We start from the raw sequence: 23,749 nt of genomic DNA, 5'->3' as shown, positions 1-23,749 counted from the left end.
CTGCGTCGTTCCCATGGACCCTTCCGTCGCCGCCGAGCGCGAGCGCGTGCTGATCGAGGTCACGCCGCTGGTGCGCGTGATCCTGATGCGCAAATCGGGCATGTCGCTCGCGCTCGACGACACGCGGCCCGACAACGTCGACGCGATCGACCTGCTGCACGACGTGCTCGCGCGCCTGTGGGCGCGTCTTGCCGAGGCGGCGGCCGGCGAGATCGCCAGCTTCCGGGGCTACGCCGCTTCGGTGGCCTACAACGCCTGGTCCGACCACCTGCGCGAGCGGCATCCGCAGCGCGCGAGCCTGAAGAACCGCCTGCGCTATTTCCTCGGACACCAGCCCCGCTACGCGCTGTGGCAGAACGGCGAAGGCGAACTGCTGTGCGGGTTGCGCTCGATGCAGCTCGCCGCCGGGGTCGCGCCGGCGGCGCGCATCGCCGCGCTGCGCGAAGGGCGCGAGCGCCTGCCGGTTCTGGAGGTACCACGCAAGCCGATGGCGCTCTTCGACGCCGAAGACTGGGACCGGCTGTTGACGGCGCTCTATGGGCACCTGGGTGCGGCCCTTGCGCTCGACGACCTGGTCGCGATCGTCGCACGCCTGATCGACCTGAAAGAGGTCCGCACCGAGTCCTTGGATGTCGACGACGAAGGGGCCGGCGCCGATGAACTCGCCGGCGAGGCTCCGGGGCCCGACGAGCTCGCGGCGATCCGCCAGCAGCTCGCGCGGCTGTGGCGTGCGGTCGTCGCGCTGAAGCCCGACCACCGCTGCGCCTATTTGCTGAACCTTCCCGGGCCGGGCAAATCGCGCGCTGACATCGAGGTGTTCGTGCTGCACGGCATTGCCTCGGTGCGGCAGATCGGTGCGGCGCTGGAGCTGAGCGAGCAGCAGTACGCGATCGCATGGTCCGGGCTCGAGCTGGCGCCCGGCGACGCCGCCGATCTCGCGAGCCATCGCGCGGTCGGGGACGGCGCCTTCGGCGTGTTGTGGAAATACCTGCCGTTGATGGACGCACTGATCGGCCTGATGCTCGGCCTGGGCCCGCAGCAGGTCATCAACCGGCGCCTGTCGGCCGTGAAGGCGCTGGCGAGGGCGCTGGCCGATACGGCCGGCGCCGCGTCGGGAGGCGGACGCAATGTCGGCTGATCGTTTGCGTCTCTACCCGGTAAGGAGGTCGCCGTGACCCGCCATCTGAGCCCGGAAGAACTCGCCGCGTTTCGCGCGCACACGCTGTCGGTCGGTGACCTGCTCGCCTTCGACGATCACCTGCAGTCCTGCGAGACCTGCCGCGCAGCGCTCTGCGGCCCGGCCGAACTGCGTGCGGCACGGCGCCTGCTGCAGGCGCTGCGGCTGCCGCCGGCGCACCTGCGTTACGAAGACATGGAGGCGCATGTCGACGCGGCGCTGCCCGCCGACGGGCGCGCGCGGGTCGAGGCGCACCTGGCCGTCTGTGGCCGCTGCCGCGACGAATGGCAGAGCCTGAAAGACGCCGCACCGCAGCTCGCGGCAGCGCTTGCGGCCCGGCCGCTGCGCGGCGGCGCGGTGGAGCAGCCGGGCCGGATCGCACGCTGGCTCGATCGCCTGCGAATGCCCACGCTGGCGCGGGTCGCTTTCGCCGTGTTCGCGGCGGCCGTGGTGTTCGCGGTCTGGCGGCCTGTCGGCGACGGTGTCGAGGCCCCGCCGGGCACGACGCTGGACCGCAGCGCCGCCGGGGCCGACGGCTTCGAGGGCAGCGTCCTGCAACGCGCTGACCGGCTGCCGCGGGAGATCGGCATGGCCTACCGGGCTGGCGACGCCGCGCAGGCCGCGGTGCTGCTGCGGCCGCTCGCCGAGCAGGGGCAGCCGGCTGCGCAGACCGCATTGGGCTGCTTGCTGGCAACGGGCCAGGGGGTGCCACGCGACGATGCGCAGGCCGAGCGGTGGTGGCTGGCCGCCGCAGCGTCCGGCGAGGCCGCTGCGGCCTTCAACCTCGGCACACTGTACGAGCGCCGTCCCGATCCGCAGCGGGCCCGGGAGTGGTTCGAGCGCGCGGCGTCGCTGAAGCGGGCTGCGCCGCCCTGATCACACGCGTTCGTAGAGCGTCACGACGCAGGCCCCCCGAGGCCCAGGTTGTGCTGCAGCGCCAGCCGTGCACCGTCGACCTGCCCGAGCTTGCTGATCGAGATCGACGCACAGGCCTGAGCGGCCTACTACTTGCCCACCGTTTCCAGCGCGGCCCGCGAGGCCGTTGCAGGCGGAGCGGCTTCGAGTTGTGCCAGGCCGGCGACGAGGTCGGCAAACCGCTCGCCCTGCACGACCACATGGCCGCGGATCGCCGTCACGGCCTTCTCGGCATCGCCTTCCCGGAGCGCGTCCAGAATGGTCTGGTGCTCCTCGAAGGAGCGTTGCACACGGTTGCGCACCCGCAACTGCAGGCGCCGATACGGGCGCACCTTGCGTTGCAGGACATGGGCCTGGTCGCTCAGGAAGCTGTTGTGCCCGGCACTGTAGATGGCCTGATGAAAGACTTCGTTCGCATAGAAATAGGCGTCCGAATCTCGCCCGGCTGCCGCGGTCCGGCAGCGTTCGTGGGCCTCTTCGAGCGTGAGCAGCTCGGCCTCGGTCATGCGACGGGCAGCCAGGCGCGCGCACATGGCCTCGAGCTCCGCCATGACCTCGAACATTTCCACCAGGCGCTGCGGCGTGACCTGCGCGACGACGGCGCCGCGCCGGGGGCGTATCTCGATGAGGCCTTCACCGGCAAGCAGACTCAGTGCTTCCCGAATGGGGGTTCGCGAGACGCCGAAACGTTGCGCCAATTCGATCTCGTCGAGGTGCGTGCCGGGCAGCAATTTGCCGGTCGCGACCTCTTCCTCGATGGCCTCTCTCAAGCTCTCGGACAAGCGGTTCATGTCCAAGAGTCTACTGGGTTCGTATGACGAAGAGCCAATTTGAGATTTGCATTCGGGTATTACATGATGCAATTTATATTGTAAATTATACATGAAGGCGATAAATTGCATGCATAGATGAACTCAAGGCACTGAAAAAGTGCTCCGTTCGTCGTCGATGGCCCGCTCTGAGCCGAGCGGCCGCCTCCGAACCTGCATCGACCCAAGGAGACAACGATGAACCTGAGCAGACGCCAGCTTATTCACGCCGCAGGCGGCACGGCCCTGGCCGGACTGATGGGTCCGGCCTTCGCGCAAACCCCGGGTGCGCTGAAGATCTCGCACCAGTTTCCGAGCGGCTCGCTGACGGAGGGCGATTTCCGCGACCGGCTGTGCCGCAAGTTCGCCGCCGAGGTGGAGAAGCGCACCAACGGGGCATTGAAGGCGTCGGTGTATCCGGGCTCGTCGCTGATGAAGACCAATGCCCAGTTCTCTTCCATGCGCAAGGGCGCCCTGGACATGAGTCTGGTGCCGCTGTCGTATGCCGGCGGCGAGGTGCCCGAAACCAACATCGGTCTGATGCCGGCGCTGGTGCCGAGCTACGAGCAGGGCGCTGCCTGGAAGACTGCCGAGGTCGGCAAGCAGCTCGCCAAGGTGCTCGACGACAAGGGCGTGATCATCGTCAGCTGGGTCTGGCAGGCCGGTGGCGTGGCGAGCCGCGCCCGGCCGCTCGTGACGCCCGACGACGCCAAGGGCCTGAAGGTGCGCGGCGGCAGTCGCGAAATGGACATGATGCTCAAGACGGCCGGCGCATCCGTGATCACGCTGCCGTCGAACGAGATCTACGCCGCGATGCAGACCGGCGCGATGGATGCGGCCATGACGTCGTCCACCAGCTTCATCTCGTTCAAGCTCGAGGAGATCGCGAAGCACCTGACCTCGGGGCGCGTCAAGACCTATTGGTTCATGCTCGAGCCGCTGATGATCTCCAAGGAGGTCTTCTCCAAGCTGCCGAAGGCCCAGCAGGACGTGGTGTTGGCCGTGGGCGCGGAGCTCGAAGTCTTCGCGCGCGACGCGGCCAAGGCCGATGACAAGACGGCTGCCGAGATCTACGCCAAGGCCGGCGCCAAGGTCTACGACCTGGACGATCCCACGCTGAAGAAGTGGCAGGTCATCGCCCGCGACACCGCGTGGAAGGACTTCGCCGAGAAGAACGAATCCTGCGCCAGCCTGATCAGCGCGGCGCAGAAGCTGCTATGAGCCACGGCATCGACAACGGCCCGGCGCTCGTCGAGATCGACGCCGACACGCCCGAGCTGCTCAAGCCCGTCGCGCGCGCGCTGCTGTGGGTCAACCAGGCGATGGTCACGCTGGGCATGGTGGCTTTGCTCGTGGCCTCTTGCGTGTTGACCTACAGCGTCGTGTCGCGCTACGTGATGAAGGCCTCCACCGACTGGCAGGACGAGGCGGCGGTGTTCTGCCTCGTCGGTGCCACCTTCCTGTGCGGCGCCTTCGTGCAATCCTTGCGCGGGCACGTCGGCATCGAGGCGATCGCCGGGCTGCTGCCCGGGGCGGTCAATCGCTGGCGGCTCGCCGTGGTCGATCTGATGTGCGTGCTGTTCTGCGCCTTCTTCGCCTGGAAATCGTGGACCTTGCTCCACGAGGCCTGGGTCGACGGCCAGACGACCTCGTCCTCGTGGGCGCCGCCGCTGTGGATCCCCTACGGCCTGATGTCGCTCGGCATGACGCTGCTCAGCCTTCAGTTGCTGGTGCAGCTGACGGCTCGCCTCAACGGTCTGATCAAGAAGAAGCAAGGGGTGTTTGCATGAACCCGCAGGACCGCCCCAAGGGCGAATTCCCCCTCGGGGGGCGGCGCGCAGCGCCAAGGGAGTTTCAATGAGCATGCTTGCATTGGGTTCGCTGTTCGGCGTCGTGACGCTGCTGTTCATGTTCTCGGGCGCGCCGATCTCGTTCGCGCTCGGCAGCGTGGCGGTGCTGTTCATGTACCTCTTCATGCCGGCCTCGGCGCTCGACACGGTGACGCAGAACGTCTACGAGGAGATGGCCAGCATCACGCTGCTGTCGATTCCGTTGTTCATCCTGAAGGGCGCGGCGATCGGCAAGTCGCGCGCCGGCCAGGACCTGTACGCGGCGATGCATGTGTGGATGGGGCGCATCCCGGGCGGCCTGGGCATCGCCAACGTCTTTGCCTGTGCGCTGTTCGCCGCCATGGCCGGCTCCAGCCCGGCGACCTGCTCGGCCATCGGCAGCGCCGGCATTCCCGAGATGCGCAAGCGCGGCTACTCGCCGGGCTTCGCGGCCGGCATCATCGCCGCCGGCGGCACGCTGGGCATCCTGCTGCCGCCGTCGATCACGATGATCCTGTACGCCGTGGCGGCGGAGCAGTCGCTCGGCCGGCTGTTCCTCGCCGGCATCTTCCCGGGCGTGCTGCTGGTGGCGCTGTTCGCGGGCTACGCGGCCATCCGCTACCGCAAGGAGTACACGCTGGCCGAGGCCGAGTACAAGCGCTCCGGCGCTGCGTCGGCCCTGCTCGCGAACGAGACCTTCACGCGGCGCGAGAAGTTCGAGATGCTGCCGCGGGTGGTGCCCTTCGTGCTGCTGCTGATCGGCGTGATGGTCGCGCTGTACGGCGGCTTCGCCACGCCGTCGGAAACCGCCGGCCTGGGCGCCCTGCTCGCGCTGCTGCTGATCGCCGTCATTTACGGCGTCTGGCGGCCGAAGGACGTGGCGCCCATCCTCACGTCGACGCTGAAGGAGTCGACGATGCTGATGTTCATCATCGGCATGTCGCTGCTGTTCTCCTACGTGATGAGCTATCTGCACATCAGCCAGGCCACGGCCGAATGGATCGTCGGCATGCAGCTGTCGAAATGGGTGCTGCTCTTCGCCGTGCTGCTGATGGTGATTCTGCTCGGCTTCTTCCTGCCGCCGGTCAGCATCATCCTGATGACGGCGCCGATCATCCTGCCGCCGCTCAAGGCCGCCGGCTTCGACCTGATCTGGTTCGGCGTGCTGATGACGATCGTGATGGAGACCGGGCTGATCCACCCACCCGTCGGCCTGAACATCTTCGTCATCAAGAACATCGCCCCCGACATCCCGCTCAACGACATCATCTGGGGCGTGCTGCCTTTCGTGATCCTGATGCTGTTGTCGGTGGTGCTGATCTGCGTGTTCCCCGGCATTGCCACCGCCTTGCCCGATCTGGTGATGGGGGTTGCGGCCCCCGGCCGTTGAGCGCGCCACGTCGCCCGCCCAGAAACCGATCCGAGACCCGGTCATGAACGCACCCCGAGAACTTCCGGCGTGGAACACCCGTGCCGTCAACCGCGCCCAGCGGCTGACGCGCGCGGCCGAAGTCCTGGGCAGGGCGCTGCACGGCAAGCGTGTCGCGACCGAACAGTGCGTGGCCTTGCTCGGCGCGGTCCTGGAGCCGGGCGACCGGGTCTGCCTCGAAGGCAACAACCAGAAGCAGGCCGACTTCCTGGCGCAGACGCTGGTGCAGGTGGACCCGCAGCGCGTGCACGACCTGCACATGGTGCAGTCGGTGCTGTCCTTGCCGGAGCACCTGGACGTGTTCGAGAACGGCATCGCCTCCAGGCTCGACTTCTCGTTCTCGGGACCGCAAGGCGCTCGCCTGGCGCAACTGGTTTCGCGCAATCGCCTGCAGATCGGCGCCATCCATACCTACCTGGAGCTGTTCGGCCGCTACTTCGTCGACCTGACCCCCAAGGTTTCGCTGATCGCCGCTCAGGCGGCCGACGCGCAGGGCAACCTCTACACCGGCCCGAACACCGAAGACACGCCGGCCATCGTCGAAGCGACGGCCTTCAGCGGCGGCATCGTGATCGCCCAGGTCAACGAGATCGTCGAGACGCTGCCGCGCGTCGACGTGCCGGCCGACTGGGTCGACTTCGTGGTGCTGGCGCCGCGCCCGAACTTCATCGAACCGCTGTTCACGCGCGATCCGGCCCAGATCTCGGAGATCCAGGTGTTGATGGCCATGATGGCCATCAAGGGCATCTACGCCGAGTACGGCGTGCAGCGACTGAACCACGGCATCGGCTTCGACACCGCGGCGATCGAACTGCTGCTGCCCACCTATGGCGAGTCGCTGGGCCTGAAGGGCAAGATCTGCAAGCACTGGGCACTCAACCCGCACCCGGCGCTGATCCCGGCCATCGAAGCCGGCTGGGTGGAGTCCATCCATTCCTTCGGGTCCGAGCTCGGCATGGAGGAGTACATCCGCGCTCGCTCGGACGTGTTCTTCACCGGCGCCGACGGATCGCTGCGCAGCAACCGCGCGTTCTGCCAGGCGGCGGGGCACTACGCCTGCGACCTGTTCATCGGCTCCACGCTGCAGATCGACCTGGCGGGCAACAGCTCGACCGCCACGCTGGGCCGCATCGCCGGCTTCGGCGGCGCGCCCAACATGGGCGCCGACGCGCGCGGCCGGCGCCATTCCAGCGCGGCCTGGCTCAAGGCCGGCCGCCAGGCGCGCGATGGACTGACCGGGGCGCGCGGCACGCCGCGCGGCCAGAAGCTCGTGGTGCAGATGGTCGAGACCTTTCGCGAGCACATGCAGCCGGCGTTCGTCGAACACCTCGATGCCTGGACGCTCGCCGAGCAATCGAACATGCCGCTGCCGCCCATCATGATCTACGGCGAGGACGTGACGCACATCCTGACCGAAGAAGGTGTGGCCAACCTGCTGCTGTGCCGCACCGACGAAGAGCGCGAGCAGGCGATACGCGGCGTGGCAGGCTACACGCCGGTGGGGCTGGCGCGCGACAGGCGCCTGGTGGAGAACCTGCGCGACCGCGGCGTCATCCGCCGGCCGGTGGACATCGGCATCGACGTGCGCGACGCGACGCGCAATCTGCTGGCCGCACGCTCGATGCGCGATCTGGTGCAGGCCTCCGGCGGGCTCTACCAGCCGCCGAGCAAGTTCCGCAACTGGTGAGGACGGGCCATGACTGGAATGGAAACACTGCGCTACGAGTTCTCCGGCGGCCACCGGCTGCCGCCCTTTGCGCCGATCCTGGTCGGGGTGGTCGCTTCGGGCAATCTCGAGGTGCTGGTCGAGCCCGCGGCCTCCGAGGGTTGTGCCTTCCGGATCGAAACCTCGGCGCGCGGTTTCGGCGCCATCTGGGAAGCCGTGGTGCGAGACTTCCACGAGCGGCATGGCCTGGCCGGCGCCACCGTGTCGATCAACGACATGGGTGCCACGCCCGCGGTGGTGAGCCTGCGTCTCGACCAAGCTGCGTCCGCACTGGCGGGAGCCGCGCCATGAACATCAGCTTCGCGGAGTGCACGGCGCGCGAGCGCGTGGCCCTGCTGCTCGATCAGGGCAGCTTCGAGGAATGGTTGCCGCCCGCTGCCCGCGTGATGAGCCCGCACTTGGCGCAGTTGGGCGTGCCGTCGGCGTTCGACGACGGCATCGCGATCGGCCAGGGGCGATTGAACGCGAAGCGGGTGTTCATCGCCGCGCAGGAGGGCGAGTTCATGGGCGGCGGCGTGGGAGAGGTGCACGGCGCCAAGCTCACCGGCCTGCTGCAGCGCGCCTTGCGCGACCGGCCGGCGGCGGTGCTGTTGCTGGCCGAGTCCGGCGGCGTGCGCCTTCACGAAGCCAACGCCGGCCTGATTGCGGTGTCCGAAGTGATGCGGGCCGTGCTCGACGCGCGCGACGCCGGCATTCCGGTGATCGTGCTGATCGGCGGCGCGAACGGCTGCTTCGGCGGCATGGGCATCGTGGCACGTTGCGCCGACCACATCGTCATGAGCGACATCGCACGCTTGTCGATGTCGGGCCCGGAAGTGATCGAGGCTTCCCATGGCGTGGAGGAGTTCGACTCGCGCGATCGCGCGCTGGTGTGGCGCACCACCGGCGGCAAGCACCGCTACCTCACGGGCGACTGCGACGTGCTGGTCGACGACGACGTGGCCGCATTCCGGGCCGCGGCGGCAGCGGCCGTCGACGCCGCGGACGCTTCGCATCCGGTGAGCCTGGCGTCGCTCGAGCAGGAGCATGCCCAACTGGTGCAGCGCCTGGCGCAGGCGCCGGCCGGCAGCGACGCCATCGCGCTGTGGCAGCGCATCGGCGTGCACGATGCCGGGCGGATTCCCGATCTGAATGCCGATGCCGTGCGCGCCCTGCGCCCGGGCGCGGCGGCTGCCATCACTGGCTGAGGACGAAGCGATGGAGTGGAACACCCTGGCCATGCAGCTGTTCGGTCCTGCGCACGACATCACCGCCGATGGCGAGTTTCTGCACGGCAGCGCGGAGCTCGAAGGAAAGACGATCACTGTCGTCGGCACCACGAACCATGCGCCGATCGGCGTCGCGATGGCGCTGGCGCAGGCGCGCGTGGTGCTGGACACCGTCTCGCATCACCCCGGCAGGCCGATCCTGCTGCTGATCGATACGCAGGGACAGCAGCTGCGCATCCGCGATGAATTGCTGGGCATCAACCGCGCGATGGCGCATCTGGGCTGCTGCATCGATCTCGCCCGCCGGCGCGGGCACCGCGTCATCGGCCTGGTCTACGACCAGGCCCTGTCGGGCGGCTTCATCACCTCCGGCCTGATCGCCGATGCCTGCTATGCGCTGCCGGAGGCCGAGATCCGCGTCATGCGCATTCCGGCGATGGCGCGCGTGACCAAGATCTCCGAGGAGCGATTGACGGAATTGTCCAAGGCCAACCCGGTGTTCGCCCCGGGCGTCGAGAACTACGTCGCGATGGGGGGGGTGCGAGCCCTGTGGCGCGGTGATCTGCGGGCCTGTCTGAGTGACGCGCTGCGCTCGGCGCCGACCACCGATGAGCGGGCCCGCGATGGCGCATTGCGCGGCGGGCGGCGGCTCGCCGCATCGGTGGCGGAGCAGGTGCTGGCAGCCTGAGGCACACGGTGATGGTCGTGCTGCGACGGCATCGATTGGTCTGGCTCGGCGACGCCGGCTGGGGGGAGGTGCAGCGCCAGCCGCGCGACGATCAGGCCCGTGCGTGCGTCGCGCACTGGGCAGCCCACCACCTGCCGCTGGTGGTCACGCAGCAAGCTGCGCCGACGCAGGTGGGGGCAAGTACTGCGGCGGTGCTGGCACTCGGGTTGGCGGCACCCGGCAGATGGGGGCGCCGCAAGATCGCATTGCAGGTGCCGGCCCATCGGGCGCTCTACTACGGTGACTTTCCCTTGGCAGCGGACGTGGCGGGCCTGCTGCCGAAGCCTGTGCGAGGGGCCTGGCTGGCCTGGTGCGAGGCGCTGGACCGTCTGGGCGTGACCGCCCGTGTCCACGGCAGCCACGGCTGGCAGCGGCTGACGGGGCTTGCCTACCTGCACGCGGCGTCCGACCTCGACCTGCACGTGGCGGTCGATGGTGTTCTGAAGGGCGACGCGGTGACCGAACTGCTGTGCGCGGCACCGCCGAGCGGACCGTGCCTCGACGGCGAGCTGGTGTTCGACGACGGCGCGGCCGTCGCCTGGCGCGAATGGCTGCAGTGGCGCCGAGGGCACGTGGACCGGGTGCTCGTCAAGCGCCTGCATGGTGTCGCGCTGGAGTCCGGCACAGCGTGCCTGCAGAGCGATGCGCCGGCGTGGTGCAAGCGGCCTGTCGTCGAATGCAGCGACGCCGGTGTTGACGCATGAGCGCGGTGCAGCCGGCGTTGGGGCCCCGGTGCAGCGGGGCCATGGTCGGCGAGACGGCGCGCCTGCCAGCTGTCCTGGCGGCCCGCCTGCAGGCGCTGGGGCGCGCCGCGACGGGCGCCCTCTACGACGAACTGGCGCTTGATCCCAAGCCCGGCCTGGTGTCCTTCGTCGACACCGGCAGCCACACCGACATGGATGCCGGCAGCTTCATGCGCAGCCTGTTCGCGCTGCGCCACTACTTTGCGCGCATTGCAGTCGCCGGGGCGGCGAGTGCGCCGTTCGCCGAACTGCAGGCACTGGGTGTGGCGGCCGAAGCGCGCATGCTCCGGGCCACGGGCGGCATCAACACGCACCGTGGCGCCGTCTTCACGCTGGGCCTGCTGTGCGCGGCTGCGGGTCGTCTGATGGCCGCCGGGGCGGTGCTGACGCCACAGGCCGTGCGCCACACCCTGCTGATGCACTGGGGCGACGCCTTGCGCGAACGCAGCCGGCACGCCGCCGCGTCGAACGGCCAGCGGGCCGCACGCAGTTGCGGCCTGCGTCCGGTGGGGGAAGAGGCGGCACTCGGCTTTCCGGTGCTGTTCGAGATCGCGCTGCCGGCATTGCGGGCGGCGCGCTCCGGCGGACTCGACGATCGTCGGGCGCGGCTGCAGGCGCTCTTTGACATCATGTCCGTGCTGGACGATACCAACCTGGCCCACCGCGGCGGACTGGCCGGGCTGCGCTTCGCACGGCAGATGGCGCGCGAGTTCCTGCATGCCGGTGGCGCGGGGCGGCCCGATGGCCTCGCTCATGCGCGGGCCATCCATGCCGCCTTCGTGTCGCGCCGCCTGTCGCCCGGTGGAGCGGCCGACCTGCTGGCGGCCGCGTGCCTGCTCGACCGGGTCTGCGCCCCGTCATGAGCCTCGCGCTGCTGTTTCCGGGGCAGGGTGTCCAGCATCCGGACATGCTGCGCTGGCTCGACCGTCACCCGCTCGCCGAACCGACGCTGGCGCTGATGGCGGCCGAGATCGGTGCCGACTGGCGCGCTCGCCTGCACGACCCCGAATGGGCGACGGGCAACCGCGTTGCACAGTGCCTGCTCACCGGCGTGGCGCTCGCCGCGTGGCAGGCGCTGGCGCCGCAACTGCCAGAGCCCGTGGCGGTGGCGGGCTACAGCGTCGGTGAACTCGCTGCCTGCAGTGCTGTGGGCGTGTACGGCGCACCGGACGCCTTGCATCTCGCCAGGCGGCGCGCCGAGGTGATGGACGACAGCGCGGCGGGCGTGGACAGCGGCCTGGTGTCGGCGAGCGGGGTGCCTGAAGCGGTGGTCGCAGCGCTCTGCGCCCGTCTCGACCTGGCGGTGGCGATACGCCTCGGGCCGGAGCGCTGGGTGCTCGGCGGGTTGTCCTGTGCGCTCGCGCGGGCGGCGACCGAACTCGCCGGTCTCGGCGCCGATCTCGTGCCGCTGAGGGTACAGGTCGCCTCGCACACGCCGCTGATGCGGGTGGCCGCAGACGCCTTTGCGCAACTGATCGAACCCATGCCCTGGCGCGCAAGCCGCGCGCTGGTGGTCACCAACCTCGATGGCGAAGGGCAACGCCAGCCGCTCGCGCTGAAACGGGCGCTGGCTCGCCAGATCGCGAGCACCGTGCAGTGGCATCGCTGCCTCGAGACCCTGGCCGAGCGCATGCCGCGCTGCGTGCTGGAAGTGGGTCCGGGCTGCACGCTGTCTCGCATGTGGGCGGCAGGCCACGCCGACGTGCCGGTGCGCTCGGTCGATGAATTTCACAGCGCCGAGGCGGTGGTGGCATGGGTGCGCAAGACGCTCGATCGATAGCGCTTGCGCAGACGGGCCGAAGCGGGTGAGCGAAGCCATGGCGGTGTCGCTTGCGGACACCCCCCGACGGTGGCGGGACCATCAGCCGGCGGCGCGCACAGGCTTCGGTCGTGGCAGCAGGCCCGTTGCGAGCGCCGTCCCGAGCAGGATCACGGCGCAGCCGAGCATCATGGATGCGGTGAGCCGCTCGTGCAGGAACAGTGCGCCCCAGGCCATCGCGAAGGCCGGTATCAGGAAGGTCACCGTGATGGTGTTGGCCGGGCCGATGCGTGCGATGAGCCGGAAGAACAACACGTAGGCGACGCCGGTGCAGACCACCGCCAGCAACACGACCGCGAGCCACGACGTGCCGGAGGGCGCGCGCGTCGGCCAGAACCACAGCATGGGCAGCGTCAACAGCAGGCTGGACGACAGCTGGCTGCCCGTCGCGACCGCGAGCGGCGCCACGCCCGTGAGGCGCCGCTTCGTGAAGCTGGCTGACCAGCCGTAGAGCAGCGTCGCCGTCAGGCATGCGACGATCGCCCAGCCGGTGCTCGTGCCGTGCGCCCCGGGCTTGAAGCTGGCCTTGTCCCACGCGAGCCACAGCACGCCGCCGAAGCCGATCAGCAGGCCGAGCACGCGCGGCGCGCTGAGCTTGTCCTTGAGCCACAGCCATGCGATGAGCGCGCCGAACAGGGGCGTCGCCGCATTGAAGATGCTGCTGAGTCCCGCGTTGAGCGCGAGGGCCGCATAGCCGAAGCAGAGGAAGGGCAGGCCGGAGTTGGTGAGGCCGACGATGAAGATCGGCTTCCAGTGGGCGCGCAGCGCGCCCAGGTCCTTGCGCCACAACAGCAGCGGCATCAACACGAGGGTCGCACCGAGCACCCGCAGGCCTGCCAGTGCGACCGGCCCGAAGTCGGCCGCGCCCAGGCGCATGAAGAGGAACGACGCACCCCACACGGCCGCCAGCGTGACCAGCTCGCCCAGGTCGTGTCCTTTCATGGCCGTGCGCCTTCGAGCTTCAGCAAGGCGGCCTTGCGGTCCAGGCCGCCGGCATAACCGGTGAGCGCGCCGGTCGAGCCGAGCACCCGGTGGCAGGGCACGATGATCGACAGCGGATTGCGGCCCACGGCCGCCGCGACCGCCCGGACGGCGGTTTCGCGCCCCAGTTGCCGTGCCAGCGCACCGTAGGTCCAGGTCTGCCCGGGTGCGATCGCGCGCAGCTTGTCCCAGACCGCGCGCTGAAAAGGAGTGCCTTGCGGGTCCAGCGCGACCGTGAAACCGGCCCTGCCGTCGCGCCAGTAGGCCTCGAGTTCGGCCAGGCCCGTCGCGAGCCAGCGTTGGGACGGATCGACCGGTGCGCCGAGTTCGCCCGGATGGTGTTTCTGTCCGTCGAACCACAAGCCTGCCAAGCCGTCGTCGGTGGCCGCGAGGGTGAGCGGCCCGAGCGGTGACTCCGCCCGGGCCTGCGCGCGCAAGGCCGGCCAGGGGCGATTGCGTCGGCGTTGCGTTCGCGTGCGGGACGTTTCGTCGAGGGCGTGCATGTTCAAGAGCGTTCCTTCAGGGGCAGCGGGTCGCGGTGCCGGGAATCTAGCCTGCGGGCCGCAACGCCGCACTCCGGGCCTTGCGCTCGAATCCGTCATCGAATCCGGCTGCAGCACTGCGTCCGATGGCGAATGACAACGGCGTGCAGATGATCGTTGCAGGGCGTCGCGATCATCTCAGGCGGCCCTGTCAGTACCGGGCGTGGCCCAGCATCGGCAGAGGGGGCTGCGAGCATCCCTACAATCCGCCGGTCTTCTCAATCAGGACGGACCCTCGCATGCAAGTTGCCGCTTCGATCTTCAAGGCCTATGACATCCGCGGCATCGTCGGCACGACGATCGACGAGCGTTTCGCCGAGCACCTCGGCCGTGCGTTCGGCAGCGAGGCCCGCAAGCTCGGCGAGAAGGCCGTCGCCGTGGGGCGCGATGGCCGGCTGTCCGGCCCGGGGCTGGCGGCCGCGCTGATCCGCGGCCTGGCGTCGACCGGGCTCGACGTGGTGGACCTGGGCCCGGTGACAACGCCGATGCTGTACTACGTGGCCGCGACGCGGGGCGAGCACGGCTGCCGCAGCGGCATCCAGGTCACCGGCAGCCACAACCCGAAGGACTACAACGGCTTCAAGATGGTGCTGGCCGGCCGCGCGATCTACGGCGAAGACATCCAGGGCCTGCGCCGGCGCATCGAGGCCGAGGACTACGTGCAGGGCAAGGGGCGCTCGGCGGCGATGGACATCGGCGCCGAATACCTGCACCGCATCACCGGCGACTGCAAGCTCGCACGGCCGATGAAGATCGTGGTCGACTCCGGCAACGGCATCCCCGGCGCGTCCGCGCCCGGCATCCTGCGCGCGCTGGGCTGCGAGGTGATCGAGCTGTACTCCGAGGTCGACGGCGACTTCCCGAACCACCACCCGGACCCGTCGAAGCCGGAGAACCTGGTGGACCTGATCCGCACCGTGAAGGAAACCGGCGCCGAGCTCGGCCTGGCCTTCGACGGCGACGGCGACCGGCTCGGCGTCGTCACCGCCGACGGCCAGAACATCTTCCCGGACCGCCAGCTGATGCTGTACGCGCAGGACATCCTGCAGCGCCACCCGGGCGCGCCGATCATCTTCGACGTCAAGTGCAGCCAGCGCCTCGTGGCTGCCATCCGCAAGGCCGGCGGCAAACCGGTGATGTGGAAGACCGGCCACTCGCTGATCAAGGCCAAGCTCAAGGAAACCGGCGCGCCGCTGGCCGGCGAGATGAGCGGGCACATCTTCTTCGGCGAGCGCTGGTACGGCTTCGACGACGCGACCTACACCGCCGCCCGGCTGCTGGAGATCGTGTCGCGCCACAAGAACCCGAGCAAGCTGCTCAACGCGCTGCCGACCAGCTACAGCACGCCGGAGCTGAACGTGCCCTGCGCCGAGGGCGAGCACCACGAGGTGGTCGCCAGGCTGCGCGAGGTGGCGAAGTTCCCCGGCGCCAGCGAGGTGATCACGATCGATGGCCTGCGGGCCGAGTTCAGCGATGGCTTCGGCCTGGTGCGCGCGTCGAACACGACGCCGGTGCTGGTGCTGCGCTTCGAAGGCCATACCGCGGCGGCGCTGGCGCGCATCCAGGCGCAGTTCATGGCCGCCTTGCGGGCGGTGAAGCCGGACGCGCAGGTGGCCGCGGCGGCGCACTGAGCGCGGCTCCGGCCACGGCGCGGCCGCCATGCGCGTGCTGATCGTTCGCCTGTCCTCGCTCGGCGACGTGGTGCACGCCGCGCCGGTGCTGGGCGACCTCCACCGCGCTCATCCGGGCGCGCAGGTCGACTGGGTGGTCGAGGAGGCCTTTGTGCCGCTGGCGCGCAGTCTGGCCGGCATCGAGCGCATCGTGCCGTTTGCGCTGCGGCGCTGGAAGAAGTCGCTCGGCGCGGCATGGCCCGAGTGGACCGAGTTCTGGCGCAGCCTGCGCAGCGTGCGCTACGACGCGGTGCTCGACCTGCAAGGCCTGGTGAAGAGCGCGCTGGTCACGCGGGCCGCCGTGCTGGCGCCCGGAGGGCGGCGCTACGGTCTTGCGAACCGCACGGACGGTGCGGCCTACGAGCCGCTGGCGCGGCTGGCCTACGACGTGGCGCTGGCGATGCCGCCGCGCATCCACGTCGTCGATCGCTCGCGCGAGCTGGCCGCACGGGCACTCGGCTACGCCGTGGAGGGAGAACCCGTCGTGCCGTGGCGGCCGCCGCCGCTGGACCCGCAGGACGCGCGCTGGGCGGATCCGCGCGACGTGCTGCTGGTGCATGGTTCGGCCAAGCTCGTGAAGCTGCTGCCGACCGCCTTCTGGTCCGAGCTGGGCCGGCGCCTCGTGGCGCGCGGCGCCCAGCCGCTGCTGGCCTGGGGCACCGCCGACGAGCGGCTGCGTGCCGAGGCCATCCAGCGCGAGATCGGCGGCAGCTCGGCAGTGCTGCCGCGCTTGCCGCTCGACCGGCTGGCCGCGGTGATGCTGCGCATGGGCGGCAGCATCGGCCTGGACACCGGGCTGAGCCACATGGCGGCCACGCTGGGCCGGCCGACCGTGCAGATCTTCATCGAAGACAAGGCCTGGCGTGCCGCCGCGTACTGGGAACTCCGGACGGCCGTGGTGCAGGCGAGCGAGGTCGCGTTGCCGACGGTCGAGCAGGTGCTGCAGGCCTGGGAGCGCGTCGCGTGAGTGTCGGCTTCGCGCAGGCGGCCTACAGCGGCCTGCTGCGCGTGCTCGGCCCCGTGTATGCGCTGCGGCTGTGGTGGCGCGGCCATGCCGAGCCGCTGTACCGCCGGGCCATCGGCGAGCGTTTCGGCCGCTACGCCGGGCCTGCGAAGCCGGGCGCGGTGTGGATCCATGCGGTGTCGCTCGGCGAAACGCGCGCGGCGCAGGCGCTGGTCGAGGCGCTGCGTCGCGACCGGGCTGATCTGCGCGTGCTGCTCACGCATGGCACGGCCACCGGTCGCGAAGCCGGCGCCGCCTTGCTGCGGGCCGGCGACGCGCAGACCTGGCTGCCCTACGACACCCCGGGCGCCACGCGGCGCTTCCTGGCGCACTGGCGGCCGGCGGTCGGCGTGCTGATGGAAACCGAGGTCTGGCCGAACCTGATGCGCAGCGCCGTGGCGGCCGGCGTGCCGGTGCTGCTGGCGAATGCCCGCCTGAGCGAGAAGAGCCTGCGGCGCGGCACGCGCTTCGCGACCCTGCTGCGCCCGGCCTTCGCCGCACTGCACCGCGTGCTGGCACAGACCGAGGCCGACGCCGCACGGCTGCGTTCTACCGGCGCGCGCCGTGTCGACGTGATGGGCAACCTGAAGTTCGACATGACACCCGATGCCGGCCTGCTCGCGCTCGGCGAGCGCTGGGCGCGGGCCAGCGACCGGCCCCTGGTGCTGGCCGCCAGCCTGCGCGAGGGCGAGGAAGACGGCCTGCTGGACGCCTGGCGGGTGCAAGCGGGGGCGGCTGCACGGCTGCTGCTGGTGCCGCGCCATCCGCAGCGCTTCGACGAGGTGGCGGCGCTGGTGGAGCGCCGCGGCCTGTCGCTGTCGCGCCGCAGCGCGTGGCCGGGCGGCGTGCCCGACGCCGCCGCGCACAGCGCCGGGGTGTGGCTGGGCGACTCGCTCGGCGAGATGCCGGCCTACTATGCGGCCGCGCGCGTCGCGCTGCTCGGCGGCAGCTTCGCGCCGCTGGGCGGGCAGAACCTGATCGAGGCGGCGGCCTGCGGCTGCCCGCTGCTGATGGGCCCGCACACCTTCAACTTTGCCGACGCCGCCGAGCGCTCCCTCGCGGCCGGGGCCAGCGAGCGGGTGCCGGACGTCGGCACCGGCGTCGCGCGCGCGGTCGTGCTGGCCGGCGACGGTGCCGCGCGCTCGCGCATGGTCCAGGGGGCCTTCGGATTCGCGGCCGCGCACCGCGGTGCCGCGCAGCGCATGGCCGCTGCCATCGTGGAAGCGCTCGACGCCGCCTAAAATCGAGGCCGCGCGCTTGCGCGGTACAGGAGTCCCGAATTGGATCTGAAGCTGCCGGTGGTTCTTTTCGACGAGTTGTCCGAGTCGGTGATCCGCTCGACGGGGATGCTCGACATGGCCAGCGGTGAAATCCTGCGCGTCGAGTACGAGGGCTACGACTTCGACAAGCAGGGTCTGCCGGCCGAGCAGGAGGACTACGAGTTCACCTCGGGCATGCTGTCGAACGGCGATCGCGACGTCGAGTTCCGGGTGGAAGTCAACGTCGTCGCGGGGACCTACTCGGTGACGCCGAGCGAACTGCTCGAGCTCAAGGGCCGGGCGGCGCGTCTGTTCGCCTCGGCGCCGCCGAAGGGCGTGGCCGCCGTGGGCCGCAAGACGCACTGAGCCTTGCTCACCCCTTCAGGGCGCGGGCCGCTTCGCTCACCAGCGCCGGCCCGCGGTAGATGAGGCCGGTGTAGACCTGCACCAGGTCGGCCCCGGCCTCGCGCTTGGCCCGCGCGTCGGCGCCGCTCATCACGCCGCCCACGCCGATGACGGGATAGCCCGCGCCGAGTGCGGCGCGCAGCTGGCGGATCACGCGGTTGCTCGCCTCGAACACCGGCCGGCCGCTCAGGCCGCCGACCTCGGTGGCGTGCGCCAGGCCCTGCACCGCATCGCGCGCGAGCGTGGTGTTGGTGGCGATCACGCCGTCGATGGCGTTCTTCTTCAAGGTCGCGGCGATCACGCCGACCTGGGCCTCGTCGAGGTCGGGCGCGATCTTCACGAACATCGGCACGCTGCGGCCGTGCTCCACGATCAGCCGCTGGCGGCGCTCCTGCAGGCGCCCGAGCAGCGCGTCGAGCGCGGCGTCGCTCTGCAGGCTGCGCAGGTTCTGCGTGTTCGGGCTCGAGATGTTGACCGTCACGTAGTCGGCGTGCGGGTAGACGCCCTCCAGGCCGAGCAGGTAGTCGTCGACCGCGTTCTCGATCGGCGTGGCGGCGTTCTTGCCGATGTTCAGACCGAGCAGGCCGCCGCGCTGGCGGAAGCCGGCGCGCCGCACGTTGGCGATGAAGGCGTCCAGGCCCTCGTTGTTGAAGCCCAGCCGGTTGATCAGGGCCTCGGCCTCGGGCAGCCGGAACACGCGCGGCTTCGGGTTGCCGGGCTGGCCTTTCGGCGTGACGGTGCCCACTTCGATGAAGCCGAAGCCCATCGCCCCGAAGCCGTCGATGCAGCGGCCGTTCTTGTCGAGGCCGGCGGCCAGGCCGATGCGGTTCGGGAAACGCAAGCCGGCCAGCGTGACCGGATCGTCGACACGCGGCTGCTGCCACAGGCACTGCAGCGGCGTGTTCTGCAGCCGCGCGATCGAGGCCAGCGTCAGCTCATGGGCGTGCTCGGCGTCGAGGCCGAACAGGAAAGGGCGCGTGAGCGCATAGGGAATCAAGGGCATCCGCGCATTTTCCCAGACGCCGATGTCGAGGCTAGCGAGCCCGCGGATCTGGCCGTCCCGGCTCCCGTGTCGCGCCGCCGGTCGCGGCTGCCCCGATAATCGATGCGCCGCCGACCCCACAGACAACTTCCCGCAGCAGACCATGAACCAGGATGAACTGAAGGCCCTCGTCGGCCGCGCCGCGCTCGACTACGTGCCCGACGGCAGCATCGTCGGTGTTGGCACCGGCTCGACGGTCAATTGCTTCATCGACGCGCTGGCCGGCATCAAGGACCGCATTGCCGGTGCGGTGTCGAGTTCCGTCAAGAGCACCGAGCGGCTGAAGGAAAAGGGCATCCGCGTGTTCGAGGCCGGCGCCGTCGAATCGTTGCCGGTCTACATCGACGGGGCCGACGAGATCGACCACCACGGCTTCATGATCAAGGGCGGAGGCGCGGCCTTGACGCGCGAGAAGATCGTGGCCGATCTGGCCGAGCGCTTCATCTGCATCGCCGACGCCTCGAAGCTGGTCGAGGTGCTGGGGCGCTTTGCGCTGCCGGTCGAGGTGCTGCCGATCGCGGTGGGCCAGATCCAGAGGCGCTTTGCCAGGTTGGGCGCACAGGCCGCGGTGCGCGAAGGCGTGATCACCGACAACGGGCAGCTGATCCTCGATGTGCGGGGGCTGTCGATCACGGACCCGCTGGCCTTCGAGACCGAGGTCAACCAATGGCCCGGCGTGGTGACGGTCGGCGTGTTCGCACGCCACAAGGCCAGCGTGTGCCTGCTGGGTACCCCCGAGGGCGTGAAGACGCTGCGGTTCTGAAGCCGGGGCGCGCCGAACTCAGAACCGGATGCCGTTGGGTGCCGCCTCAAGCGCCGGTGGCAGCGCCGCGGGGGGCTCGGGCGCGGGCCGGGGGGGAGGTTTCGGCGCGGTGGTCTGGCCGACCAGCGGTGAAGGCTCCCAGCCGCGGTAGTCGGCCGGCAGGCGCGACTGCTTGGGATAGCCGGCGGCATCGAGGTAGCTGCGCCACTCGGCCTCGGAATAACCCCGCAACTGCTGGCCGCCGATGCGCAGCACGGGCAGTTCGCTGCTGGCCTCGATCTGTCGGAAGGCAGCGATGTCGGCGTCGCCACTGACTGTCTTTTCGGTGTAGGGGATGCCGCGCTGGCGCAGCAGGTTGCGCCCGGCCACGCAGCCGCTGCAGTCGTTGCCGCTGTACAGCGTGACCGGGTAGCGCTCGGCGATTTGACCCAGCTCGTACGGCAGGCCGGCGGTGGGTGCTGCGCCGCCGCTGGGGCGCAGCGGCTGGACCTTCGCCGCCGCCGACGGCGAGGGCCGGTCGGTGTAGGTGATGCGCCCGTCGGGTTCCACGATCTTGTATTGCGCCTGCAGGGCCGGGCTCGTGCCCAGTGCGGCAAGGCCGAGCAGCAGCGCGGCGGTGGATCGGCTCATGACGGTGTCCTCGGCTTCGGCGTTGCCACGATCTTAGTCCGCCATGCCTTGATGACGCAGCAGCGCGTCGATGCGCGGCTCGCGGCCGCGGAAGGCCTTGAAGCTCTCCATCGCCGGGCGGCTGCCGCCGGCTTCGAGGATGGCCTCGCGGTAGCGGCGGCCGACGGCCGGGTTGAACACGCCCTCTTCCTCGAAGGCCGCATACGCGTCGGCGCTCAGCACCTCGGCCCATTTGTAGCTGTAGTAGCCGGCCGCGTAGCCGCCGGAGAAGATGTGCGAGAAGCTGTGCTGGAAGCGGTTGAAGGCCGGCGGGACGACCACCGCGATCTCGCGCCGCACGTCGCCGAGCACCTGCTGGATCCGGTCGGCCCCATAGGGCGCCATGGCCGGTCCGTCGTGGATCAGCATGTCGAACAGCGAGAACTCCACCTGGCGCAGCGTCTGCAGGCCGCTCTGGAAATTCTTCGCGGCCAGCATCTTGTCGAACAGCGCGCGGGGCAATGGTTCGCCGCTGTCGACATGCGCCGTCATGTGCCGCACGACCTCCCACTCCCAGCAGAAGTTCTCCATGAACTGGCTGGGCAGTTCCACCGCGTCCCATTCGACGCCGGAGATGCCGGCCACGCCGATGTCGTCGACCTGCGTGAGCATGTGCTGCAGCCCGTGGCCGAACTCGTGGAACAGCGTGGTCACGTCGTCGTGCGAGAGCAGCGCGGGCCGCTCTTTCCCCTTCACGGCGACCGGGGCCGCGAAGTTGCACACCAGGTGGGCGACCGGTGTCTGCACCGGGCCTTCCGGGCGCGCCCAGCGGCCGCGCACGTCGTCCATCCAGGCGCCGGGCCGCTTGCCGGGGCGTGCGTAGAGGTCGAGGTAGAACTGGCCGACCAGTCGCGTGCCGCGCTCGATGCGGAAGAAGCGCACGTGCTCGTTCCAGACCGGTGCGCTGTCGGGTCGGATCGCGACCTCGAACAGCGTCTCGATGATGCGGAACAGGCCGGCCAGCACCTTCGGCTCGGTGAAGTACTGCTTCACCTCGGTGTCGCTGAAGGCGTAGCGTGCTTCCTTCAGGCGCTCCGAGGCGTAGGCCATGTCCCAGGCCTGCAGCTCGGCCAGGCCGAGTTCGGCGCGGGCGAAGTCGCGCAGCTCGGCCAGGTCGCGCTCGGCGTGCGGCCGCGCGCGCACGGCCAGGTCGCGCAGGAAGCCCTGCACCTGCTGCGGCGAGTCGGCCATCTTCGCAACCAGCGACACCTCGGCGAAGCTCCGGTAGCCGAGCAGTTCGGCCTCCTCCTGGCGCAGCGCGAGGATCTCGCTCATCACGGCGCTGTTGTCGCGCTCGGCCGGGCCGGCTTCGGAAGCGCGCGTGACGTGGGCGCGGTAGAGGTGCTCGCGCAGCCCGCGGTCCTGTGCGTACTGCAGCACTGGCAGGTAGACCGGCATGTGCAGGCCGAGCTTGTGCCCCGCCTGGCCTTCGGCCTGCGCGGCGGCGCGGGTTGCGACCTTGACGTCGTCGGGCACGCCGGCCAGCTCGGCCTCGCCGGCCAGGTAGGACCACTGGTCCGTCGCATCGAGCACGTGTTCCGAGAAGGCCTGCCCGAGTTCGGCCTGCCGCGCCTGGATCGCCGCGAAGCGCTCTTTCGCAGCGCCCTGCAACTCGGCGCCGGACAGCACGAAGTCGCGCATCGCGTTCGACAGCGCCTTGCGCCGCGCCGCATTCAGCGCCTGTGCCTGGCCGCCTGCCACCGCCTTGTACTTGGCATAGAGCCGCTCGTCGGCGCCGAGCTTCGTGTAGAACTCCGTCACCCGGGGCAGGGCCTCGGTGTAGGCGGCGCGCAGTTCGGGCGTGTCGGCCACCGCGTTGAGATGACTGACGGCGCCCCAGGCGCGGCCCAGGCGTTCGGTCGCGACGTCGAGCACGGCCGACAGGGCGTCGTAGTCGGCCGCCACGCCCGGCCCGGTGGCCCGCTCGAGCGCTGCATTCGCTTCAGTCAGCAGGGTGTCGACCGCCGGGGACACATGTTCGGGGAGGATCTCGCCGAAGCGGGGCAGGGCGGAAGTGTCGAGGAGAGGATTGCTCATGGTCGTGTGGGCTCGGGCAGGGCATCGTGCCGACACAGTGTCAGCTGGCGGCGAGTTCCCGGGATTCAATCGTGTTCATCGGCAGCATAGCGATCCCCGCAAGGTGTTCAGCGAACGAGCCGCTCGGCGGATTCGACGGTGTTCATCAGCAGCATCGTGATGGTCATCGGCCCCACGCCGCCGGGCACCGGCGTGATCCAGCCGGCGACCTTGGCGACGCCGGCGAAGTCGACGTCGCCGCACAGCCTGCCATGGTCGTCGCGGTTCATGCCGACGTCGATCACCACGGCGCCGGGCTTGACCATGTCGGCGGTCAGCACGTTGCGCTTGCCGACCGCGGCCACGACGATGTCGGCCTGGCGGGTGTGCAGCGCCAGATCGGGCGTGGCGCTGTGGCAGACGGTGACGGTGGCATGGGCCTGCAGCAGCAGCAGCGCCATCGGCTTGCCGACGATGTTGCTGCGGCCGATCACGACGGCGTGCTTGCCTTTCGGGTCGCAGGCTATCGACTCGAGCATCTTCATGCAGCCATAGGGCGTGCAGGGCTTGAAGCCGGACTGGCCGATCATCAATGCTCCGGCGCTGGCGACGTGGAAGCCGTCGACGTCCTTGTGCGGCGCGATCGTCTCGATCACGCGGTGCGCGTCGATGTGCGGCGGCAGCGGCAGCTGGACCAGGATGCCGTGGATGGCCGGATCGGCGTTGAGCGCTTGCACGCGCGCCAGCAGCTCGGCCTCGCCCATCGCCGCCGGGTAGTGCTCGAGCACCGAGTGCAGGCCGCTGTCGTGACAGGCCTTGACCTTGTTGCGCACATAGACCTGCGAGGCCGGGTTCTCGCCGACCAGGATGACGGCCAGGCCGGGCGTGATGCCATGCTCGCGCAATGCCGCGGCGCGCTGGGCGACCTCGTGTCGCAGGTGGCGGGACAGGGCGTTGCCGTCGATAGCTCGGGCGCTCATGCGGGTCCTTCAAGGCGTTGCGCCGCCGGATGCCGGC

Annotated in this window: 24 protein-coding genes; 17 read left to right on the top strand and 7 right to left on the bottom strand. The window is 70.1% G+C overall.

Translation table 11 applies throughout. The features are described 5' to 3' along the window. Positions 1-13: 13 nt before the first annotated feature. The gene (locus tag ACQY9S_RS08045; protein ID WP_428424620.1) at positions 14-1,138 is read left to right on the top strand and encodes a sigma factor; all 1,125 of its coding nucleotides are present in this window, start codon (positions 14-16) and stop codon (positions 1,136-1,138) included. Between the two features lie 33 nt (positions 1,139-1,171). Further along, a complete protein-coding gene (locus ACQY9S_RS08040; protein WP_428424618.1) occupies positions 1,172-2,053 on the top strand; it encodes a zf-HC2 domain-containing protein in 882 nt (293 codons plus the stop codon). 128 nt (positions 2,054-2,181) lie between these two features. Here the strand turns inward: ACQY9S_RS08040 and ACQY9S_RS08035 are convergent, their stop codons facing one another. Continuing rightward, positions 2,182-2,883, bottom strand: coding sequence for a GntR family transcriptional regulator (locus tag ACQY9S_RS08035; RefSeq protein ID WP_428425644.1), 702 nt, complete (start codon positions 2,881-2,883; stop codon positions 2,182-2,184). A gap of 216 nt (positions 2,884-3,099) precedes the next feature. Between ACQY9S_RS08035 and dctP the strand changes: the two genes are divergently transcribed. From dctP to ACQY9S_RS07985, 10 genes are all read left to right on the top strand, one after another. Continuing rightward, positions 3,100-4,122 (top strand): TRAP transporter substrate-binding protein DctP, encoded by a 1,023-nt coding sequence (gene dctP, locus ACQY9S_RS08030; protein WP_428424616.1) that lies wholly within the window; start codon positions 3,100-3,102, stop codon positions 4,120-4,122. Beyond that, positions 4,119-4,691 (top strand): TRAP transporter small permease, encoded by a 573-nt coding sequence (locus tag ACQY9S_RS08025; protein ID WP_428424614.1) that lies wholly within the window; start codon positions 4,119-4,121, stop codon positions 4,689-4,691. The genes dctP and ACQY9S_RS08025 overlap by 4 nt, the downstream gene beginning before the upstream one ends. A gap of 67 nt (positions 4,692-4,758) precedes the next feature. After that, positions 4,759-6,120, top strand: coding sequence for a TRAP transporter large permease (locus ACQY9S_RS08020; protein ID WP_428424612.1), 1,362 nt, complete (start codon positions 4,759-4,761; stop codon positions 6,118-6,120). Positions 6,121-6,163: 43 nt separating this feature from the next. Next, on the top strand, positions 6,164-7,846 hold the full coding sequence (mdcA, locus tag ACQY9S_RS08015) for a malonate decarboxylase subunit alpha (RefSeq protein ID WP_428424610.1): 1,683 nt from the start codon (positions 6,164-6,166) through the stop codon (positions 7,844-7,846). A gap of 18 nt (positions 7,847-7,864) precedes the next feature. Continuing rightward, a complete protein-coding gene (gene mdcC / locus ACQY9S_RS08010; protein ID WP_428425642.1) occupies positions 7,865-8,176 on the top strand; it encodes a malonate decarboxylase acyl carrier protein in 312 nt (103 codons plus the stop codon). Further along, a complete protein-coding gene (locus tag ACQY9S_RS08005; RefSeq protein ID WP_428424608.1) occupies positions 8,173-9,072 on the top strand; it encodes a biotin-independent malonate decarboxylase subunit beta in 900 nt (299 codons plus the stop codon). The genes mdcC and ACQY9S_RS08005 overlap by 4 nt, the downstream gene beginning before the upstream one ends. 10 nt (positions 9,073-9,082) lie before the next feature. Further along, positions 9,083-9,781 (top strand): biotin-independent malonate decarboxylase subunit gamma, encoded by a 699-nt coding sequence (gene mdcE, locus ACQY9S_RS08000; protein ID WP_428424606.1) that lies wholly within the window; start codon positions 9,083-9,085, stop codon positions 9,779-9,781. Positions 9,782-9,792: 11 nt separating this feature from the next. Next, complete coding sequence (gene mdcG, locus ACQY9S_RS07995; protein WP_428425640.1) at positions 9,793-10,524, top strand: malonate decarboxylase holo-[acyl-carrier-protein] synthase; 732 nt, start codon at positions 9,793-9,795, stop codon at positions 10,522-10,524. Between the two features lie 41 nt (positions 10,525-10,565). Continuing rightward, a complete protein-coding gene (gene mdcB / locus ACQY9S_RS07990) occupies positions 10,566-11,426 on the top strand; it encodes a triphosphoribosyl-dephospho-CoA synthase MdcB (RefSeq protein ID WP_428424604.1) in 861 nt (286 codons plus the stop codon). Beyond that, the gene (locus ACQY9S_RS07985; RefSeq protein WP_428424602.1) at positions 11,423-12,343 is read left to right on the top strand and encodes an ACP S-malonyltransferase; all 921 of its coding nucleotides are present in this window, start codon (positions 11,423-11,425) and stop codon (positions 12,341-12,343) included. The genes mdcB and ACQY9S_RS07985 overlap by 4 nt, the downstream gene beginning before the upstream one ends. 81 nt (positions 12,344-12,424) lie before the next feature. Here ACQY9S_RS07985 and ACQY9S_RS07980 read toward each other — a convergent pair whose 3' ends face one another. Next, complete coding sequence (locus ACQY9S_RS07980; protein WP_428424600.1) at positions 12,425-13,324, bottom strand: DMT family transporter; 900 nt, start codon at positions 13,322-13,324, stop codon at positions 12,425-12,427. Beyond that, a complete protein-coding gene (locus ACQY9S_RS07975) occupies positions 13,321-13,866 on the bottom strand; it encodes a methylated-DNA--[protein]-cysteine S-methyltransferase (RefSeq protein WP_428425638.1) in 546 nt (181 codons plus the stop codon). The genes ACQY9S_RS07980 and ACQY9S_RS07975 overlap by 4 nt, the downstream gene beginning before the upstream one ends. Before the next feature lie 278 nt (positions 13,867-14,144). Here ACQY9S_RS07975 and ACQY9S_RS07970 point away from each other — a divergent pair, with 278 nt between their 5' ends. The 4 genes from ACQY9S_RS07970 to ACQY9S_RS07955 are packed head-to-tail and all read left to right on the top strand — an operon-like array spanning position 14,145 to position 18,203. Next, a complete protein-coding gene (locus tag ACQY9S_RS07970) occupies positions 14,145-15,536 on the top strand; it encodes a phosphomannomutase/phosphoglucomutase (protein ID WP_428424598.1) in 1,392 nt (463 codons plus the stop codon). A 28-nt stretch (positions 15,537-15,564) separates the two neighbouring features. Then, on the top strand, positions 15,565-16,542 hold the full coding sequence (waaC, locus tag ACQY9S_RS07965; protein WP_428424596.1) for a lipopolysaccharide heptosyltransferase I: 978 nt from the start codon (positions 15,565-15,567) through the stop codon (positions 16,540-16,542). After that, positions 16,539-17,819 carry a 3-deoxy-D-manno-octulosonic acid transferase gene (locus ACQY9S_RS07960; protein WP_428424594.1) on the top strand — a complete coding sequence of 427 codons (1,281 nt, stop codon included), beginning with the start codon at positions 16,539-16,541 and terminating at the stop codon, positions 17,817-17,819. Before waaC ends, ACQY9S_RS07960 begins: the two co-directional genes overlap by 4 nt. 39 nt (positions 17,820-17,858) lie before the next feature. Further along, entirely contained in the window at positions 17,859-18,203 is a 345-nt protein-coding gene (locus ACQY9S_RS07955) for a hypothetical protein (protein WP_428424592.1), read from the top strand. Between the two features lie 7 nt (positions 18,204-18,210). Here the strand turns inward: ACQY9S_RS07955 and ACQY9S_RS07950 are convergent, their stop codons facing one another. Then, positions 18,211-19,245, bottom strand: a complete 1,035-nt coding sequence (locus ACQY9S_RS07950; protein WP_428424590.1) for a quinone-dependent dihydroorotate dehydrogenase — start codon at positions 19,243-19,245, stop codon at positions 18,211-18,213. 142 nt (positions 19,246-19,387) lie between these two features. Between ACQY9S_RS07950 and rpiA the strand changes: the two genes are divergently transcribed. Further along, complete coding sequence (rpiA, locus tag ACQY9S_RS07945; protein WP_428424588.1) at positions 19,388-20,047, top strand: ribose-5-phosphate isomerase RpiA; 660 nt, start codon at positions 19,388-19,390, stop codon at positions 20,045-20,047. 18 nt (positions 20,048-20,065) lie between these two features. Here the strand turns inward: rpiA and ACQY9S_RS07940 are convergent, their stop codons facing one another. The 3 genes from ACQY9S_RS07940 to folD all read right to left on the bottom strand — a co-directional run bounded on the left by ACQY9S_RS07940 (position 20,066) and on the right by folD (position 23,712). After that, positions 20,066-20,677: a glutaredoxin domain-containing protein gene (locus tag ACQY9S_RS07940; RefSeq protein WP_428424586.1), complete on the bottom strand. Its 612-nt coding sequence runs from the start codon at positions 20,675-20,677 to the stop codon at positions 20,066-20,068. 33 nt (positions 20,678-20,710) lie between these two features. Beyond that, entirely contained in the window at positions 20,711-22,753 is a 2,043-nt protein-coding gene (locus ACQY9S_RS07935; protein WP_428424584.1) for a M3 family metallopeptidase, read from the bottom strand. Positions 22,754-22,860: 107 nt separating this feature from the next. Further along, entirely contained in the window at positions 22,861-23,712 is an 852-nt protein-coding gene (folD, locus tag ACQY9S_RS07930) for a bifunctional methylenetetrahydrofolate dehydrogenase/methenyltetrahydrofolate cyclohydrolase FolD (RefSeq protein ID WP_428424582.1), read from the bottom strand. Positions 23,713-23,749: the final 37 nt, after the last annotated feature.

This window comes from Methylibium sp. (assembly GCF_965279545.1).
In the GTDB taxonomy this organism is placed as follows: domain Bacteria; phylum Pseudomonadota; class Gammaproteobacteria; order Burkholderiales; family Burkholderiaceae_C; genus Methylibium.
Note: the sequence above shows the minus strand (reverse complement) of the source record. Positions and strands in the feature narration are given on the sequence as shown.